13 protein-coding genes and 2 pseudogenes are annotated in these 15,311 nt (G+C 73.0%); 12 read left to right on the plus strand and 3 right to left on the minus strand.

Annotation, left to right across the window (positions count from 1 at the left end; translation table 11 throughout):
• Positions 1 to 3: 3 nt before the first annotated feature.
• The 4 genes and pseudogenes from ACK1X7_RS12140 to ACK1X7_RS12155 all read left to right on the plus strand — a co-directional run.
• The gene (locus tag ACK1X7_RS12140) at positions 4 to 402 is read left to right on the plus strand and encodes a 6-pyruvoyl trahydropterin synthase family protein (RefSeq protein ID WP_385145667.1); all 399 of its coding nucleotides are present in this window, start codon (positions 4 to 6) and stop codon (positions 400 to 402) included.
• Complete coding sequence (locus tag ACK1X7_RS12145) at positions 399 to 1,505, plus strand: glycosyltransferase family 4 protein (protein ID WP_413115077.1); 1,107 nt, start codon at positions 399 to 401, stop codon at positions 1,503 to 1,505. Before ACK1X7_RS12140 ends, ACK1X7_RS12145 begins: the two co-directional genes overlap by 4 nt.
• A complete protein-coding gene (locus ACK1X7_RS12150) occupies positions 1,502 to 2,338 on the plus strand; it encodes an SAM-dependent methyltransferase (RefSeq protein ID WP_413115078.1) in 837 nt (278 codons plus the stop codon). Before ACK1X7_RS12145 ends, ACK1X7_RS12150 begins: the two co-directional genes overlap by 4 nt.
• An 86-nt stretch (positions 2,339 to 2,424) precedes the next feature.
• A pseudogene (locus ACK1X7_RS12155) lies at positions 2,425 to 3,180 on the plus strand (lysylphosphatidylglycerol synthase transmembrane domain-containing protein); the annotation flags it as partial.
• 273 nt (positions 3,181 to 3,453) lie between these two features.
• On the opposite strand, the pseudogene ACK1X7_RS12160 reads toward ACK1X7_RS12155, so the two are convergent.
• Both ACK1X7_RS12160 and ACK1X7_RS12165 read right to left on the minus strand, forming a co-directional pair.
• Positions 3,454 to 4,092: pseudogene (locus tag ACK1X7_RS12160) on the minus strand (RibD family protein); the annotation flags it as partial.
• Complete coding sequence (locus tag ACK1X7_RS12165) at positions 4,092 to 4,841, minus strand: creatininase family protein (protein ID WP_385145673.1); 750 nt, start codon at positions 4,839 to 4,841, stop codon at positions 4,092 to 4,094. The gene ACK1X7_RS12165 and the pseudogene ACK1X7_RS12160, both read right to left, overlap by 1 nt.
• Before the next feature lie 97 nt (positions 4,842 to 4,938).
• Between ACK1X7_RS12165 and ribA the strand changes: the two genes are divergently transcribed.
• The 7 genes from ribA to ACK1X7_RS12200 all read left to right on the plus strand — a co-directional run bounded on the left by ribA (position 4,939) and on the right by ACK1X7_RS12200 (position 13,329).
• Positions 4,939 to 5,595 carry a GTP cyclohydrolase II gene (gene ribA, locus ACK1X7_RS12170; RefSeq protein ID WP_014059570.1) on the plus strand — a complete coding sequence of 219 codons (657 nt, stop codon included), beginning with the start codon at positions 4,939 to 4,941 and terminating at the stop codon, positions 5,593 to 5,595.
• 162 nt (positions 5,596 to 5,757) lie between these two features.
• On the plus strand, positions 5,758 to 6,264 hold the full coding sequence (locus ACK1X7_RS12175; RefSeq protein WP_385145675.1) for a (2Fe-2S)-binding protein: 507 nt from the start codon (positions 5,758 to 5,760) through the stop codon (positions 6,262 to 6,264).
• Positions 6,261 to 7,250, plus strand: a complete 990-nt coding sequence (locus ACK1X7_RS12180; RefSeq protein ID WP_413115079.1) for an FAD binding domain-containing protein — start codon at positions 6,261 to 6,263, stop codon at positions 7,248 to 7,250. The genes ACK1X7_RS12175 and ACK1X7_RS12180 overlap by 4 nt, the downstream gene beginning before the upstream one ends.
• Positions 7,247 to 9,379, plus strand: a complete 2,133-nt coding sequence (locus ACK1X7_RS12185) for a xanthine dehydrogenase family protein molybdopterin-binding subunit (RefSeq protein WP_390793875.1) — start codon at positions 7,247 to 7,249, stop codon at positions 9,377 to 9,379. Before ACK1X7_RS12180 ends, ACK1X7_RS12185 begins: the two co-directional genes overlap by 4 nt.
• Before the next feature lie 2 nt (positions 9,380 to 9,381).
• On the plus strand, positions 9,382 to 10,296 hold the full coding sequence (locus ACK1X7_RS12190) for an NAD(P)H-binding protein (RefSeq protein ID WP_413115080.1): 915 nt from the start codon (positions 9,382 to 9,384) through the stop codon (positions 10,294 to 10,296).
• A 174-nt stretch (positions 10,297 to 10,470) separates the two neighbouring features.
• Entirely contained in the window at positions 10,471 to 10,653 is a 183-nt protein-coding gene (locus ACK1X7_RS12195; protein ID WP_413115081.1) for a hypothetical protein, read from the plus strand.
• Between the two features lie 42 nt (positions 10,654 to 10,695).
• Positions 10,696 to 13,329 carry a SpoIIE family protein phosphatase gene (locus tag ACK1X7_RS12200; RefSeq protein ID WP_413115082.1) on the plus strand — a complete coding sequence of 878 codons (2,634 nt, stop codon included), beginning with the start codon at positions 10,696 to 10,698 and terminating at the stop codon, positions 13,327 to 13,329.
• 34 nt (positions 13,330 to 13,363) lie between these two features.
• Here the strand turns inward: ACK1X7_RS12200 and ACK1X7_RS12205 are convergent, their stop codons facing one another.
• On the minus strand, positions 13,364 to 14,236 hold the full coding sequence (locus tag ACK1X7_RS12205) for an NmrA family transcriptional regulator (protein WP_413115083.1): 873 nt from the start codon (positions 14,234 to 14,236) through the stop codon (positions 13,364 to 13,366).
• Between the two features lie 81 nt (positions 14,237 to 14,317).
• Here ACK1X7_RS12205 and ACK1X7_RS12210 point away from each other — a divergent pair, with 81 nt between their 5' ends.
• Positions 14,318 to 15,280 (plus strand): AraC family transcriptional regulator, encoded by a 963-nt coding sequence (locus ACK1X7_RS12210; RefSeq protein WP_385145689.1) that lies wholly within the window; start codon positions 14,318 to 14,320, stop codon positions 15,278 to 15,280.
• Positions 15,281 to 15,311 lie beyond the last annotated feature (31 nt).

Raw genomic sequence — 15,311 nt, forward strand, 5'->3', positions numbered from 1 at the left:
CCGTTGTTCAGCATCACCGTCCGCGATCACATCATGATCGCTCACAGTTTTCGCGGGGACGTCTTCGGACCCGCGCAGCGGTTGCACGGGGCGACGTTCCTCGTGGACGCCACCTTCCGCCGTGCCGAGTTGGACGATGACAACATCGTCGTCGACATCGGCCTGGCCACCCGTGAGCTGGGGGAGGTGTGCGGCGCGCTGAGCTATCGCAATCTCGACGACGAACCCGATTTCGCGGGGATCAACACCTCCACCGAATTCCTCGCCAAGGTGATCGCCGACCGCCTCGCCGAACGGGTGGGCTCCGGGGCGCTGGGCGAGGGCGCCCGCGGGCTGTCCGGGATCACCGTCACCCTGCATGAGTCGCATGTCGCCTGGGCGAGTTACGAGCGCGGCCTATGAGCCCGGCCGCACCGCGCACGGTGCGTATCGTGATGCCCGGCGCCGTGGCCGACCCGGCCGCGCCGAGCGGCGGCAACGTCTACGACCGGCGGATCTGCCGGGATCTGCCCGCCGCCGGCTGGCGGGTCGAGGAGCACGCGGTCGAGGGCGACTGGCCCCGGCCGGGCCCCGCCGCCCGCGCCGAGCTGACCCGGATCCTGGCCGGGCTGGCGGACGGCACGGCCGTTCTGCTCGACGGTCTGGTCGCCTGCGCGCTCCCGGCCATCGTCGTCCCGCAGGCCCAGCGGCTGCGGCTGGCGGTGCTGGTGCATCTGCCGCTGGGCGACGAGACGGGGCTGACCCCCGGCCGGGCCGCGGAGCTGACGGCGCTGGAGGGCCGGACGCTGCGCTCGGCGCGGGCGGTGGTGGCCACCAGCGCATGGGCGGCCCGTCGGCTGGTGGATCTGCACGGGCTGGTGCCCGACCGGGTCCATGTGGCCGCGCCCGGCGCCGATATCGCCCCTCTCGCATCCTCGGGAGGCGCGGGCTCACGGCTGCTGTGCGTGGCCTCGGTGACCCCGCGCAAGGGGCAACTGCGGCTGGTGGAGGCGCTCGCGGAGATCCCGGAGCTGCCCTGGACCTGCGACTGCGCGGGAGCCCTGGACCAGGACCCGGAGTACACCGCCCGGCTCCGGGAGCTGATCGAGAAGCTGGGGGTGGGCGACCGGGTGCGGCTGCTCGGCCCGAAGACCGGCGCCGAGCTGGCCGCCGATTACGCGGGCGCCGACGCGGTGGTGCTCGCCTCGTACGCCGAGACCTACGGCATGGCGGTGACCGAGGCGCTCGCCCGGGGGATCCCGGTGCTGGCCACGGCCGTCGGCGGGGTTCCGGAGGCCCTCGGGCAGGCGCCCGACGGCAGGGTGCCGGGCATGCTCATCGACCCGGACGACCCCGGGGCGCTCACGGCGGCGCTGCGCCGCTGGCTGGGCGACCCCGGTATACGCCGCCGGCTGACCGCCGCCGCGCATGAGCGGCGCACCGCGCTGGCCGGGTGGGAGAACACCACCCGGAACCTGGCCGGTGCGCTGGAAGAGCTCCGAGACGAACCACGGAGGGCCGCGTGAAGACGACCGACGTACCGCGTTACACCCCCGACTGGCTGGAGCTGCGGGAGAGCGCCGACGCGGCGGCCCGCTCCCCCGAACTCATCGAGGAGCTCCGCCCCCGGCTGGCCGGCCCGCCGCTGGTGATCCACGATCTGGGCTGTGGCACCGGCTCCATGGGGCGCTGGCTGGCGCCCCGGCTGAGCGGCCCGCAACTGTGGATCCTGCACGACCGCGACCCCGATCTGCTGGACCGGGCGGCCCTGCGGATGCCCCGGGCGGCCACCGACGGCAGCCGCATCACCATCGCGACGTCCCGTGGCGACCTCGCCCGGCTGACCGCGAGCACGCTGGACGGCGCCTCACTGGTGACGGCGTCCGCGCTGCTGGACGTGCTCACCGCCGAGGAGGTGGACAAGATCGCCGCGGCCTGTGCCGCAGCCCAGTGTCCGGCGCTGCTGGCGCTGTCCGTGGTGGGGCGGGTCGAGATCACCCCGGCCGATCCGCTGGACGCGGAGATCGCCGAGGCGTTCAACGCCCATCAGCGGCGCGGCTCTCTGGTGGGCCCCGACGCGATGGCGGTGGCCTCCGAGACGTTCGCCCGGTACGGCGCGACGGTACGGACCCACGCCAGCCCCTGGAGGCTCGGCGCCGACCACGCCGCGCTGACCGCCGAGTGGCTGCGAGGCTGGGTGGGCGCGGCCGTGGAGCACCGGCCGGAGCTGGCCGGGCGCGCCGAGGCGTATCTGCGCCGCCGGCTGGCGATCGCCGCGACGGGCGCGCTGCGGGTGGTGGTGCACCACCGGGATCTGCTGGCGCTGCCCGCGTCCCGCACGCTGGGGGCGGCCGCGTGAGCGGCGCGCTGCGGGCCCGGCTCGGGGCGGCCGCGGGTGTCGCCATCCTCGGGGTGGTGCTGTGGCGGCTGGGCACCGGGGCCTTTGTGGACGGTCTGCGCACCATCGACGGCCTCACCCTGCTGGCGGCGCTCGGCCTCGGCCTGCTCACCACGGTCTTCAGCGCCTGGCGCTGGTGTCTGGTGGCGCGCGGGCTGCGGATCCGGCTGCCGCTGGGTCCGGCCGTCGCCGACTACTACCGTGCGCTGTTCCTCAACGCCGCGCTGCCCGGTGGGGTACTCGGCGATGTGCATCGCGCGGTACGGCACGGGCGGGACGCGGGGGATGTCGGCCGGGGCGTACGCGCGGTGGTGCTGGAGCGGGTCGCGGGCCAGGTGGTGCTGATCGCGGTGGGGGTGGCGATCCTGCTGGCCCACCCCTCGTCGGCCCTGGAGCAGTCGGGCCGGCTGGTGGGCGGGCTCGGCTCCCCGATGGCCTGGGCGGCGGTGCTCGCGGGGTGCGTGGCGCTGCTGGTCGCCGTGGCCGTCCGGCGCCGCCGCCGCGCGGCCCCGGTGGCCGCGGGGCGGCGGGGCGCGGTCCGCGGCGCGCTGGCCGAGGCGCGCCGCGGACTGCTGGCCCGGGGCAGTTGGCCGGGGGTGGTGGTCTCCTCGGTCGTGGTGCTGGCCGGGCATCTGACGACGTTCGTCCTCGCCGCCCGGGCCGCGGGGTCACACGCTCCGCTGTCCGAGCTGCTGCCCCTGATGGTGCTCGCCCTGATAGCCATGGCGCTGCCGCTGAACGTCGGCGGCTGGGGCCCCCGCGAGGGCGTCACCGCCTGGGCCTTCGGCGCCGCGGGCCTGGGCGCGGGCCAGGGGCTGACCGTGGCCGTGGTCTACGGGGTGCTCACCTTCGCCGCGAGCCTCCCCGGTGTCGCGGTGCTGGCCGTCCAGTGGTGCGTCCGGCTGCGGGGCCGACAGGTCGAGTTCGAAGAGGGTGTCCTCGCCGAGGGTGGAGCGGCGGACGGGCGGGCGCAGCGCGTCCCGCATGACCGGCGTCCCGTCGAAGCGCAGGCCGGGGATGCCGTCGCCGAGCAGGACCGGGGCCACGGTGACGTAGAGCCGGTGCAGCGCCCCCGCGTGCAGAAAGCGGGACACGGTGACGCCGCCGCCCTCGATGAGCACCCGGCCAAGGCCGCGCCGCGCGAGCGTCCGTACCAACTGGTGGGGGGCAAAGGCGTCGGGCTCCGTGAGCGTCAGCAGCTCCACCCCGTCCGGCGGCGCCGGCCGGCGCTCGCCGGTGGCGCCCACCACCCACAGGGTCGGAGCTGAGCCATCGGTGAACACGCGCCGGTCGAGCGGCACCCGTCCGCGGGGATCGAGGACGACCCGCACCGGGTGGGTGCCCGCGCAGGCGCGGACGGTGAGCTGGGGGTCGTCCGCGACGGCGGTACCGGCCCCGACGACCACCGCGTCGGCCAGGGCGCGCAGCCGGTGGAGATGGCGGCGGTCCTCCTCGCCGGTGACATAGTCGGCGTCGCCGGTGCGGGTGGCGATGAATCCGTCCAGGCTCTGGCCGAGCTGAGCGATCGTCAGCCGCGACCCGGCCAGGCACAGCGGGAGATAGCGGTCGACCAGGAGCCGGGCCTCCGGCGAGGCGGGCTCACTCCACCGCCGCCTGCCGTCCGGGCCCCGGACCAGACCGGCGGGCCCGGTGTCCGCCTCGCTCCGGACGGAGCGCAGCCGCTCCCATGCCTCTTCCGTTTCGAGAAAGGTCATCACGCCTCCTTCTCGCCACCGACCAGGGAAAGATACTCGGCGAACGAATCGACGAGCCCGGCCAGCAGTTCCTTTCCCTTATGCGCGGATGCCCTGGACGGCCGGCCGATGACGCCGGACTCCGTATAGGCGGACATACCGAGAGTGAGCAGATGCTTCCGCTCGTCGGATATCCAGTCGGAGGTTTCATGACCGGGCCGGACGAGTTCGGGATGGGCATGCAGGAGTATGGATGTCTCCAGTTCGCCCGCATGCATATCGCTGTTCGACGGCGTGTGCACTCCGGCGCGGGCCCTGGCGGCATCCCAGTCCGCCGATCCCGGGAATAGCGCCATACCGAAGTCACCCCCGGCGGATTCCTGAACGATGTTGCGCAGTACGTAATTTCCGCCGTGTCCGTTCACCAGAATCAGACCGCGTATACCCGAGCGCCGCAGCGAGTCCGCGATATCGCGGACCACGGCGTAGAGGGTGGCCGCGGACAGGGAGACCGTGCCTGGCCAGGCCGCATGTTCATGGGAGCAGGAGATCGTCACCGGGGGCAGGTGAAGCACCGGATACGCGGCCGCGATCTCGCCCGCGATCGTGCCGGCGATGACCGTGTCGGTCGCCAGCGGGAGAAAAGCGCCGTGTTGTTCGAAGCTGCCTACGGGAAGCACGGCGACATCGGCCCGACCGGCCCGCACTTCCTCCGTCGTCTGTGTCGGCAAGACCATGCCGACCTGCGGGCGCGTTCCCGAACCGCTCATATCTCGTGGACCTTTCATGTATCGGCCGGACAGCTTGTTGCCGCGGCTTTGCCATTCTCCTGTACAAGGGCGGTGGTTTTCCAGATAAGATCGGGACATGACAGAAAGTGATGGCGTGTTCGATGTCGACGCCCGCCCCTCGGGTGTCGAACGAGTGGTGAATGTCCGGCTGTCCACGAAGCATGGCGACTTTCTCGCGATCGGCTATCGGGACCTCGTTCGCGGTGATGAACAAATGGCGCTGGTATACGGCGACGTCACCGGTGAGGAAGCACTTACCCGCCTGCATTCGGAGTGCCTCACCGGAGACGCGTTCGGCTCCCGTCACTGCGAGTGCGGCGACCAGCTCTCCGCGGCGCTGAAGGCGATCGTGGCCGAAGGCCGGGGCATTCTCGTCTATCTGAGGGGCCATGAGGGACGCGGGATCGGGCTGCTCGCCAAGCTCCAGGCGATGAAGCTCCAGGCCGAGGGACTGGACACGGTCGAGGCCAATCTCGCCCTCGGCCTCCCGGCGGACGCCCGGGACTACAAGGTGGCGGCGGATGTGCTGCACGACCTCGAGGTGCGCTCGGTGCGGCTGCTGTCCAACAACCCCCAGAAGCGGGACGCGCTGCTGCGGCATGGCGTCAGGGTCAGCGAGCAGGTGCCGCTGCTGATGACTCCGCACAAGGAGAACCTCCCGTATCTGCTCACCAAGCGGGATCGCATGGACCACTATCTGCCCCATCTGGAAGCCGTGATCCAGCGCACCTGAAGAAGACCCTGGCCAGGGGCCGCGGCCCAGGCCCTGTCCGGGCGCGAGCCGCGGCCCGCCATCGGTGTGGCCATACCGCCGAACGGGCGATCAGTGCCCATATGTCCGAGAATGGGGGTGGCCGCGTGACGTTCCGACGGACGACGATCAAGGGTAGGGACCATGGACCTGGAGATCGAGCTCCGGGTGGACGGGACCGAGCACCGCCTCACCGTCGACACCCGTACGACGCTGCTGGACGCCCTGCGCGAGCAGCTCGGGAACACCAGCCCCAAGAAGGGCTGCGACCACGGACAGTGCGGCGCCTGCACCCTGCTGCTCGACGGCCGCCGGGTCCTCGGCTGCCTCGCGCTGGCCGTCGCCCACCAGGGCGCGGACATCGTCACGGCAGCCGGTCTCACCAACGGTGAGCTGCATCCGCTCCAGCAGTCGTTCATCGCCCATGACGCCTTCCAGTGCGGCTACTGCACACCCGGTCAGATCGTCTCGGCGGCGGGCATGCTCCAGGAGGCCGGGGCGGGCTGGCCCAGCGCCGCGAGCAAGGACCTGGGCGCCACCGACGTAGTGCTCGACGACGACGAGATCGCCGAGCGGATGAGCGGCAACCTGTGCCGCTGCGCCGCGTACGCGAACATCGTCCCGGCGATCGCGGAGGTGGCGCACCGATGAGGCCCTTTCGCTACGAGCGCGCCGATGAGGTGTCGGCGGCCGTCACCACCCTGGTCCGGGACCCCGAGGCGGCCTATCTGGCCGGGGGGACCAATCTGGTCGATCTGATGCGGCTGGAGGTGGCCACCCCGGAGTTGCTGATCGACGTCCGGCGGCTCACCTCCGACCGGATCGAGGAGCTGCCCGACGGGGGGCTGCGGATCGGCGCGGCCGTGCCCAACAGCGATCTGGCCGCCGACCCCCGGGTCCGGCGGCGCTATCCGGTGCTCTCCCAGGCGCTGCTCTCGGGCGCCTCGGGCCAGTTGCGCAACCTCGCCACCACCGGCGGGAATCTGCTCCAGCGCACCCGCTGCCCGTACTTCCAGGACATCACCACCGCCTGCAACAAGCGCACACCGGGCGCGGGCTGTTCGGCCATGGAGGGCTATCAGCGGGACATGGCGGTCCTGGGCGCCTCCCCCACCTGTGTGGCCACCCACCCCTCCGACATGGCCGTCGCGCTGGCCGCGCTGGACGCGGTGGTGACGGTGGCCGGTCCGGCATCCGAGCGGCGGATCCGGCTGACCGAGCTGCACCGGCTGCCGGAGGCCGACCCCGAGCGCGACACCGTCCTGGCGCGCGGTGAGCTGATCACCGGGGTGGAGCTGCCGCCCCCGCACTCCGCGCTCCGCTCGCGCTACCGCAAGGTGCGCGACCGCGCCTCGTACGCCTTCGCGCTGGTCTCGGTCGCCGCCGCGCTGGAGGTCACCGACGGGGCGGTACGGGACGCGCGCATCGCGCTGGGCGGGGTGGCGCACAAGCCCTGGCGGGCCACCACGGCCGAGGCGATACTGCGCGGCGCGCCCGCGACCCGGGAGAGCTTCGTGGACGCGGCGGCGGCCGAGCTGGCCGCGGCGCGGCCGCTGCCGGGCAATGCCTTCAAGGTCCCGCTCGCCCGCAACACGATGGTCGCCACCCTGCTGGAGCTGCTGGAGGAGGCGCGATGAGCCACGTCACAGCCCGCCCCCACGCCATCGGCCTCCCGATGGACCGCGTCGACGGCGCGCAGAAGGTCACCGGCACCGCCACCTACGCCTATGAATGGCCCCTCGACCAGCCCGTCTATCTGTATCCGCTCCAGTCCACGATCGCCTCCGGGCGGGTCACCGGGGTGGACAGCGCGCTCGCGGAGGCGGAGCCGGGGGTGCTGGCCGTGCTCAGCCACCTCAACGCCCCCACGCTGACCCGGCCCGACGATCCGGAGCTCGCGGTCCTCCAGTCCGACGAGGTCGCCTGGCGCGGCCAGTTCATCGGGGCGGTGGTCGCCGAGTCGTTGGAGACCGCGCGCCGCGCGGCCGGGCTGGTCCGCGTCGACTACGAGAGCCGGCCCCCCGATGTGGTGCTGCGCGCCGACCGCGACGACCTCCGCTCCCCGGTGCACGCCGCCGCCTTCGGCACGGGCGGTGGAGAGCTCCAGGACGGCTCGCCCGCCGACAGTCTGCTGGGGGACGCCGATACGGCGCTGGCGGCGTCGCCGACCATGGTGGACACCACGTACTCCACGCCGATGTACCACAACAACCCGATGGAGCCGCACACCGCCGTGGTCACCTGGCTCAACGGCGAGCTGCTGGTGCGCTGTTCCACCCAGGGCGTCTCCATGAGCCAGGCCCTGATCTCCGGGGTGCTGGGGCTGGAGCCGGGGCGGGTGCGGGTGGTCTCCCCACATGTCGGGGGCGCGTTCGGCTCGAAGGTCTACCCCCACGCGTATGCCGTCCTCGCCGCGATGGCCGCCCGGATCGTGCGGCGGCCGGTCAAGTTCACCCTCACCCGGCAGCAGATGTTCGCCCTGGTCGGCTACCGTCCGGCGTCGATCCAGCGGATCCGGCTGGGCGCCGGCCGGGACGGCAGGCTCACCGCGCTGGCCCACGATGTGATCGAGCAGACCGCCAAGGCCAAGGGGTACGCGGAGCAGGTGGCCGTCTGCTCCCGGATGATGTACGCGGCACCGCACCGGCGCACCACCCACCGGCTGGCCCCGCTGGACATCCCGGTGCCGACGATCATGCGGGCGCCGGGCGAGGCGCAGGGGATGTACGCGCTGGAGTCGGCCATGGACGAGATGGCGATCGCCTGCGGTCTCGACCCGGTGGAGTTCCGGCTCCGCAATGAGCCGGAGGTGCATCCGGAGTCCGGGCTGCCGTTCTCCAGCCGCCAGCTGACCGACTGTCTGCGCGAGGGCGCCCGCCGGGCCGGATGGGAGCACCGTGACCCGGCCCCCCGGGCGCACCGCGAGGGGCGCTGGCTGGTGGGCACCGGCATGGCCGTCTCGACGTATCCCTCCCCCCGCTTCGCCGGCAACACGGCCACCATCCGGGTCGGCGCGGACGGCCGCTACACGGTGCGGATCGCCGCCGCCGACCTGGGCACCGGCACCTGGACGGCGCTCACCCAGATCGCCGCGGACGCGCTGAGTGTCCCGGTCGGGCAGGTGGAGATGCGGATCGGGGACACGGCGCTGCCGGCCGCGTCGGTCGCCGGGTTCTCGGCCGGCATCAACAGTTGGGGCACCGCGATCTGGGAGGCGGCGGACCGGCTGCGGGCCCGGCTGCGGGCCGAACACGGCGGTATCGCGCCGCCGGAGGGGCTGGAGGTCAGCGCGGAGCTGGCCGGCGGCAACCCGGAGGCCGAGCGCTATGCGATGCACAGCTTCGGCGCCCAGTTCGCCGAGGTGCGGGTCGACGAGGACACCGGTGAGCTGCGGGTGACCCGGCTGCTGGGGATGTTCGACGTGGGCCGGGTGATCAACCCCAAGACGGCCCGCTCCCAGCTCATCGGCGGGATGACCCAGGGGATGTCGATGGCGCTGTACGAACACAGTGTGCTCGACCCGCGGTTCGGCCATGTGGTCAACCACGACTTCGCCCAGTACCACATCGCCTCCCACGCCGATGTCCACGCGATCGAGGCCCACTGGCTGGACGAGCCCGATCCGCACACCAACCCGATGGGGGCCAAGGGCCTCGGCGAGGTGGGCATCGTGGGCACCGCCGCGGCCATCGGCAACGCCGTGCACCACGCCACCGGGGTCCGGGTCCGCGAACTGCCCATCACTCTCGACAAGCTGGTGTCCTAGCCATGGCCGCGGCACCGATCCTGGTGACCGGCGCGGCGGGGAGCGTCGGAGGCATCGGCCGCACCGTGGTGGAGGAGCTGCGCCGGCGCGATCTGCCGGTGCGGGCCATGGTCCACCGGGAGGACGAGCGGGCCGAGGCGCTGCGCGCGACGGGCGCGGAGGTGGTGGCGGGCGATCTGACCCGGGCCCCGGACGTGGCCCGCGTGCTGGACGGCTGCGGGCGGATGTACTTCGGCATGAGCGTCTCGCCGAAGTACCTGGAGGCCACGATGACCACGGCGGCGGTCGCCCGCGACTACGCGAGGCTGGACGCGCTGGTCAACATGTCGCAGATGACGGTCTCCCAGATGGATCTCACCAGCACCTCGGAGTCGACGCAGCAGCGGGAGCACTGGCTGGCCGAGCAGGCACTCGACTGGTCCGGGCTGCCCGTCACCCATCTCCGGCCCACCATCTTCATGGAGAATCCGCTCTTCACGACCTTCGCCTACCGCTCCATCGCGGAGGAGGGCACGATCCGGCTGCCGTTCGGCACCGGGCGCACCTCCCCGGTCGCGGCGCGGGACGTCGCCGCCGTCGTGACGGAGATCCTGGTGGACCCCACTTCGCACATCGGCAGGACCTACCATCTGACCGGCCCGGCCTCCGTCGACATGACCACCATGGCCCAGGAGTTCGCCGACGCGCTCGGCCGGCCGGTCAGCTATGTGGACGTCTCCTACGAAGCCTGGGTCGAGCACGACCTGAAGGCGCTGGGCCTGCCCGGCCACCTCTTCGACCACCTCGCCACGATGGCCCGGCTGCACGCGGAGAACCGCTACGACCGCCGGACCGACGACATCGAGACGATCACCGGGAGGCCCGCGACCGGGGTGCGGGACTTCGTCCACGAGCACCCCGAGCTGTTCACGAAATGACGTGGGCGGAACGGATTCGCGAGGCCGACCGCAACTGGCTTCGTCTGCCTGCGCGACATCGCCGATATCCGCGGCATCCCGTACGACGCCGACCCGCGCCCGGAGGATCCGGTCCGGCTCGGCTACCAGGACTTTCTGCGCGGGGTGGATCGGATGCGGGCCTACGGCCATCCGATGGAGCGCACCGCCGAGGAGGCATGGCCGCACTTCCGCGGCCGGCGGGTGAACTACGAGACGCTCGCCTACCACCTGGCCCAGGACATCGACGCGGTCCCGGCCCCCTGGTCGGGCCCGCGCCGCACCACCCTGCCCGTCTGGCCCCCACTGACCTCGGTCGACCGGCACCCGACGGGTTAGCACATTGCCTTGAATGTCCCCTTGAGGTAGTAAATTTTCTGCATGGGCATGGACGAGGCCATCGCCGCACGGATTCGCATGATCACCGAGGCGGGTGACCGGCTGAGCGGCCCCGAGCTGCTCGGATTCGTGCTCGACCACGCCGTGACGGAGACCGGCGGTCTCGGCGGCATGGTGCATCTGCGCGGCCCCGGCACCCGGTCGTTGCGGCTCGCGGCGGTGCACGGACTGATCCGTACGGTCGCCCGGGACTGGGCGGAGGTCGAGACGGCCGGCGACGGCGCCCCGGCCCGCGCGGTGGCCCAGGGCGCGCCGGTGTGGGTGCCGGCCCCCGGCGCCGGAGGCGGCACGGGCCCGGCGCTGCCCACCGGAAGCGGGCTGCTGTCGGTTCCGCTGATCACTCCGGAGCAGGTCACCGGCGTACTGACGGTGCTGATGGCCCCGGCCGAGCGGCCCGCACCGCAGCGGCAAGCGGCCGTCGAGGCGCTGGCCGCGTGGGCCGCCCCACGGCTGCGGGAGAACCCTCCCGGCCGGGACCAGGACGGAGGCCAGGACCAGGACCGGGACGGAGGCCAGGACCAGGACCGGGACGGAGGCCAGGACCAGGACCGGGACGGAGGCCAGGACCGGGGCGGCATCGGCACATCGCTGGCGGACGACCAGGTGAGCCAGGCGCTCCGGCATATGAGCGACGCGTTCTTCGCGGTCGACGGCGACTGGCGCATCACCTTCGTCAACGGCGAGGCGGAGCGGCTGCTCGGCGCCGCTCGGACGACGCTCGGCCGGACACTGTGGGACGCCTTCGCGCGGCTGAGCGTCGACGACGCCGAGCCGGACCTGCGGAGCCGCTACCGGCGGGCCGCCGAGAGCGGCACCCCGGTCGGGTTCGATGTGCGCTGGCCCACCAATCAGCGCTGGTACTACATGCGGCTGGTCCCGATGCCGAACGGGCTCACGGTCTACGCCGCCGACATCACCGCCCGCCGGGCGCGGGAGGCGGAGCGGGCCGCGGCCGAGCGCGCGGCGGCCGAGCGCAACGCGCGGATCGGCGAGCTGACCGACGCCCTCGCGCAGGCCCTGACGATGCGCGATGTGGTGAACGCCATCGCCGACCGGGTGCTGCCGCCGTTCGGCGCCTCGGGGATGGTGGTGCAGCTCATCGAGGGCAGCGTGATCCGGATCGCCGGGGCCGTCGGCTATCCGCAGCCCTTCCTGGAGTCGATCGACGGGGCCTCGATCCATGATGTGTCGCCGGTCTCGGAGGTGTACCGGACCGGGGCGCCGGCCTTCGTCGAGTCGGTCGAGGCATACGCCGCGCGCTATCCCGGCATGGGCGGGCGGCCCGCCGCGGCGCAGAAGCAGGCATGGGCCTTTCTGCCACTGATCGTCTCCGGCCGGAACATCGGTTGCACCGTGGTCGCCTTCGCCGAGCCGCGCCGGCTCGACGCGGAGGAGCGGGCCCTGCTCACCGCGCTCAGCGGACTGATGGGGCAGGCCATCGAGCGCGCCCGGCTGTACGACGTGGAGCACACCCGGGCCAAGGAGCTCCAGCGCGGGCTGCTGCCCCGCGCGCTGCCGTCGCTGCCCTCGGTCACCACCGCCGCCCGCTATCTGCCCGCCAGCGAGGGCATCGACGTGGGCGGTGACTGGTACGACGTCATTCCGCTGTCCGGCGCCCGGGTGGCCCTGGTCATCGGCGATGTGATGGGCCACGGGCTGTCCGAGGCGGCCACCATGGGCCGGCTGCGCACCGCCGTGAACACCCTGGCCGAGCTGGAGTTCCCGCCCGCCGAACTGCTCACCCGCCTCAACGACCTGGTGAGCGACCTGGGGGACAACCTCTACGCCACCTGTCTGTACGCCGTGTACGACCCGGCCAACGCCACCTGCGTCTTCGCCAGCGCCGGACATCCCCCACCGGCCGTCGTACGCCCCGGCCATCCGGTGCACTTCGCCGGCGGCGCCCCGGATCCCCCGCTGGGCGCGGCCCGGCCGCCGTTCGAGACCACCGAGATGACCCTGGAGGAGGGCAGTCTGCTGGTGCTGTACACCGACGGTCTGGTGGAATCCGCCGCCCGGGACATCGACCGCGGAATGCGCCACCTGGCGAGCGCGCTGTCCACCGCGGCCCGCGCACCCGGCCCGGGGGACGCCTGGCGCGACGGAGACCCGTGCGACGGGGACCGCGGCGAGCACGCGTCGCTGGAGCGGCTGTGCGACGAGGTGCTGGCCGAGTTGCTGCCGGAGAAGCAGCTCACCGCCGATGACGCGGCGCTGCTGATCGCCCGCACCCATGCGCTGGCCTCCGACCACATCGCCGCATGGCCGCTGTCCGAAGGGCCGATCGCCGCGGGCGAGGCCCGCGACCACGTCCGGGACCAGCTCACCCGGTGGCAACTGGCCGCGCTCACCCCCATCGCGGAGCTGCTGGTCAGCGAGCTGGTCGCGAACGCGATCCGGCACGGCAGGGGCCCGATCGGACTGCGGCTGCTGCGCAGCGAGGAGCTGATCTGCGAGGTGACCGACGGCTCGTTGACCACACCCCGGATCCGCCATGCCTCGGAGACCGACGAGGGCGGTCGCGGGCTGCAACTGGTCTCGGCCCTCTCCCAGCGCTGGGGCACCCGCTACACCTCCACCGGCAAGTGCATCTGGACCGCACAGACACTCCCCTGACCTCCGGCGGAAGGCAGCGAACGCCCGTCGCCCCTCAGTCGGCCCAGGCGCCGCTCCCGGCGGTCTCGCGGACGTAGTCGGCGAAGTCCCGGGGCGCCCGGCCCAGAACGCGGTGGACGCCGTCCCCCAGCCGCGCGTTGCGCCCGTCCAGCAAGGTGGCGAACAGATCGGTCAGAAACGCCCCCAGCTCCTCCGGCAGCCCCTGGTCGCGCACCAGCGCGGCCCCGTACTCCTCGGCGGAGACCGGGGTATAGCGCACCGCGCGGCCCGTCGCCCGGGCGATCTCCGCGGCCGCCTCGGCGAAGGTCAGCAGCCTCGGCCCGGTGATCTCGTAGCTCCGGCCCGCGTGTCCGTCCCCGGTCAGCGCCGCGAGGGCGACCTCGGCGATGTCGTCGGCGTCCACGAAGGGCTCCTTGACGTCTCCGGCCGGGAAGACGATCTCGCCGTCGAGCACCCCGCTGCGCAGAATGCCCTCGTCGAAGTTCTGGCAGAACCAACTCGCCCGCAGCACGGTCCACTCCACCCCCGGCACCCGCACCGCCTCCTCGGCGGGCAGCGCGGCCTCCGCGCCCCGGGCGGAGAGCAGCACCAGCCGCCGGGTGCCGCTCCCGGCGGCTCGTTCGGCGAAGGCGCGGAGGGTGGCGGCGGCGCCCGGGTCGCAGACGTCGGGGTAGTAGGCGAGGTACGCCGCGGCGGCGCCGTCCAGCGCGGGCTCCCAGGTGCGCGGATCCTCCCAGTCGAACGGCGTCTCACCGGACCGGGAGCCGATCCGCACCGGGTGTCCGGCCCGGATCAGCCGGTCCGCGACCCGGCGGCCGGTCTTGCCGGTACCGCCGAGCACCAGGACGGTCGTGGAGTCGGTGGCCTGTACCCGCATGTGCGGTGTTTCCGTGTGCTGTGTCGTCATACGGCCAGTCAACTCGCGGGCGGTGAGACGGGCCATGGCCGAGAGGCTCGGCCGCATAAGCGAGCGTCTACGCTGTGCGCCATGGACGCACTGGCGAGTCTGCTGGACGGCCCGCGAGCCCGGGGGGCCTTTCTGCTGCGGGTCGTGATGGAGCCGCCCTGGGCGGTGCGGATCGAGGACCGGGCCCCGCTGTGCGTGATGACCATGGCGCGCGGCGAGGCATGGGTGGTGCCGGACGAGGGCGAGGCGGTGCGGCTGCGCCCGGGGGACGTGGCCATCGCGCGCGGCCCCGCCCCGTACACGGTCGCCGACGACCCCGCCACCGAACCGCAGGCGTGGATCCTCCCCGGTGAGGTGTGCCGCACGGCGGACGGCGTGGATCTGGCCCAGGCGATGGCGCTGGGGGTGCGCACCTGGGGCAACAGCCCGGACGGCTCGGCCACGATGCTCATCGGCACCTATCAGTTGGACGGGGAGATCAGCGGGCGGCTGCTGGACGCACTGCCCCCGCTGCTGGCACTGGACGGCGGGGTGTGGGACTGCCCTCTGATGCCCTGGCTCGGCGAGGAGATCGTCAGGGACGAGGCCGGGCAGGAGGCGGTCCTGGACCGGCTGCTGGATCTGCTGCTGATCTCCGTGCTGCGGGCCTGGTTCGCCCGGCCGGAGGCCCGGGCGCCGGACTGGTACCGGGCGCTGGGCGACCCGGTGGTGGGCCGTGCCCTGCGGCTGCTCCAGAACAACCCGGCCCATCCATGGACGGTGGCCGGGCTCGCCGCCGAGACGGGGGTCTCGCGGGCGGCACTGGCCCGCCGCTTCACCGCGCTGGTGGGCGAGCCGCCCATGGCGTATCTGACCGGCTGGCGTCTTGCCCTCGCGGCGGATCTGCTCCGGGACCCGGAGAGCACTCTGGCGGCGGTGGCCCGGCGGGTCGGCTACGGCAGCGCGTTCGCCCTCAGCACCGCCTTCACCCGCGAGCGCGGCCTCAGCCCGCGGGCGTACCGTGACGGCATTAACCTGCGCGTGCCTTCTGAGCTGGGACGATGAGGCTTGTCGAAGGTCTCTGTCTCGGGCCGGA

It is taken from the genome of Streptomyces sp. CY-1, assembly GCF_047218265.1.
In the GTDB taxonomy this organism is placed as follows: Bacteria; Actinomycetota; Actinomycetes; order Streptomycetales; family Streptomycetaceae; genus Streptomyces; species Streptomyces niphimycinicus.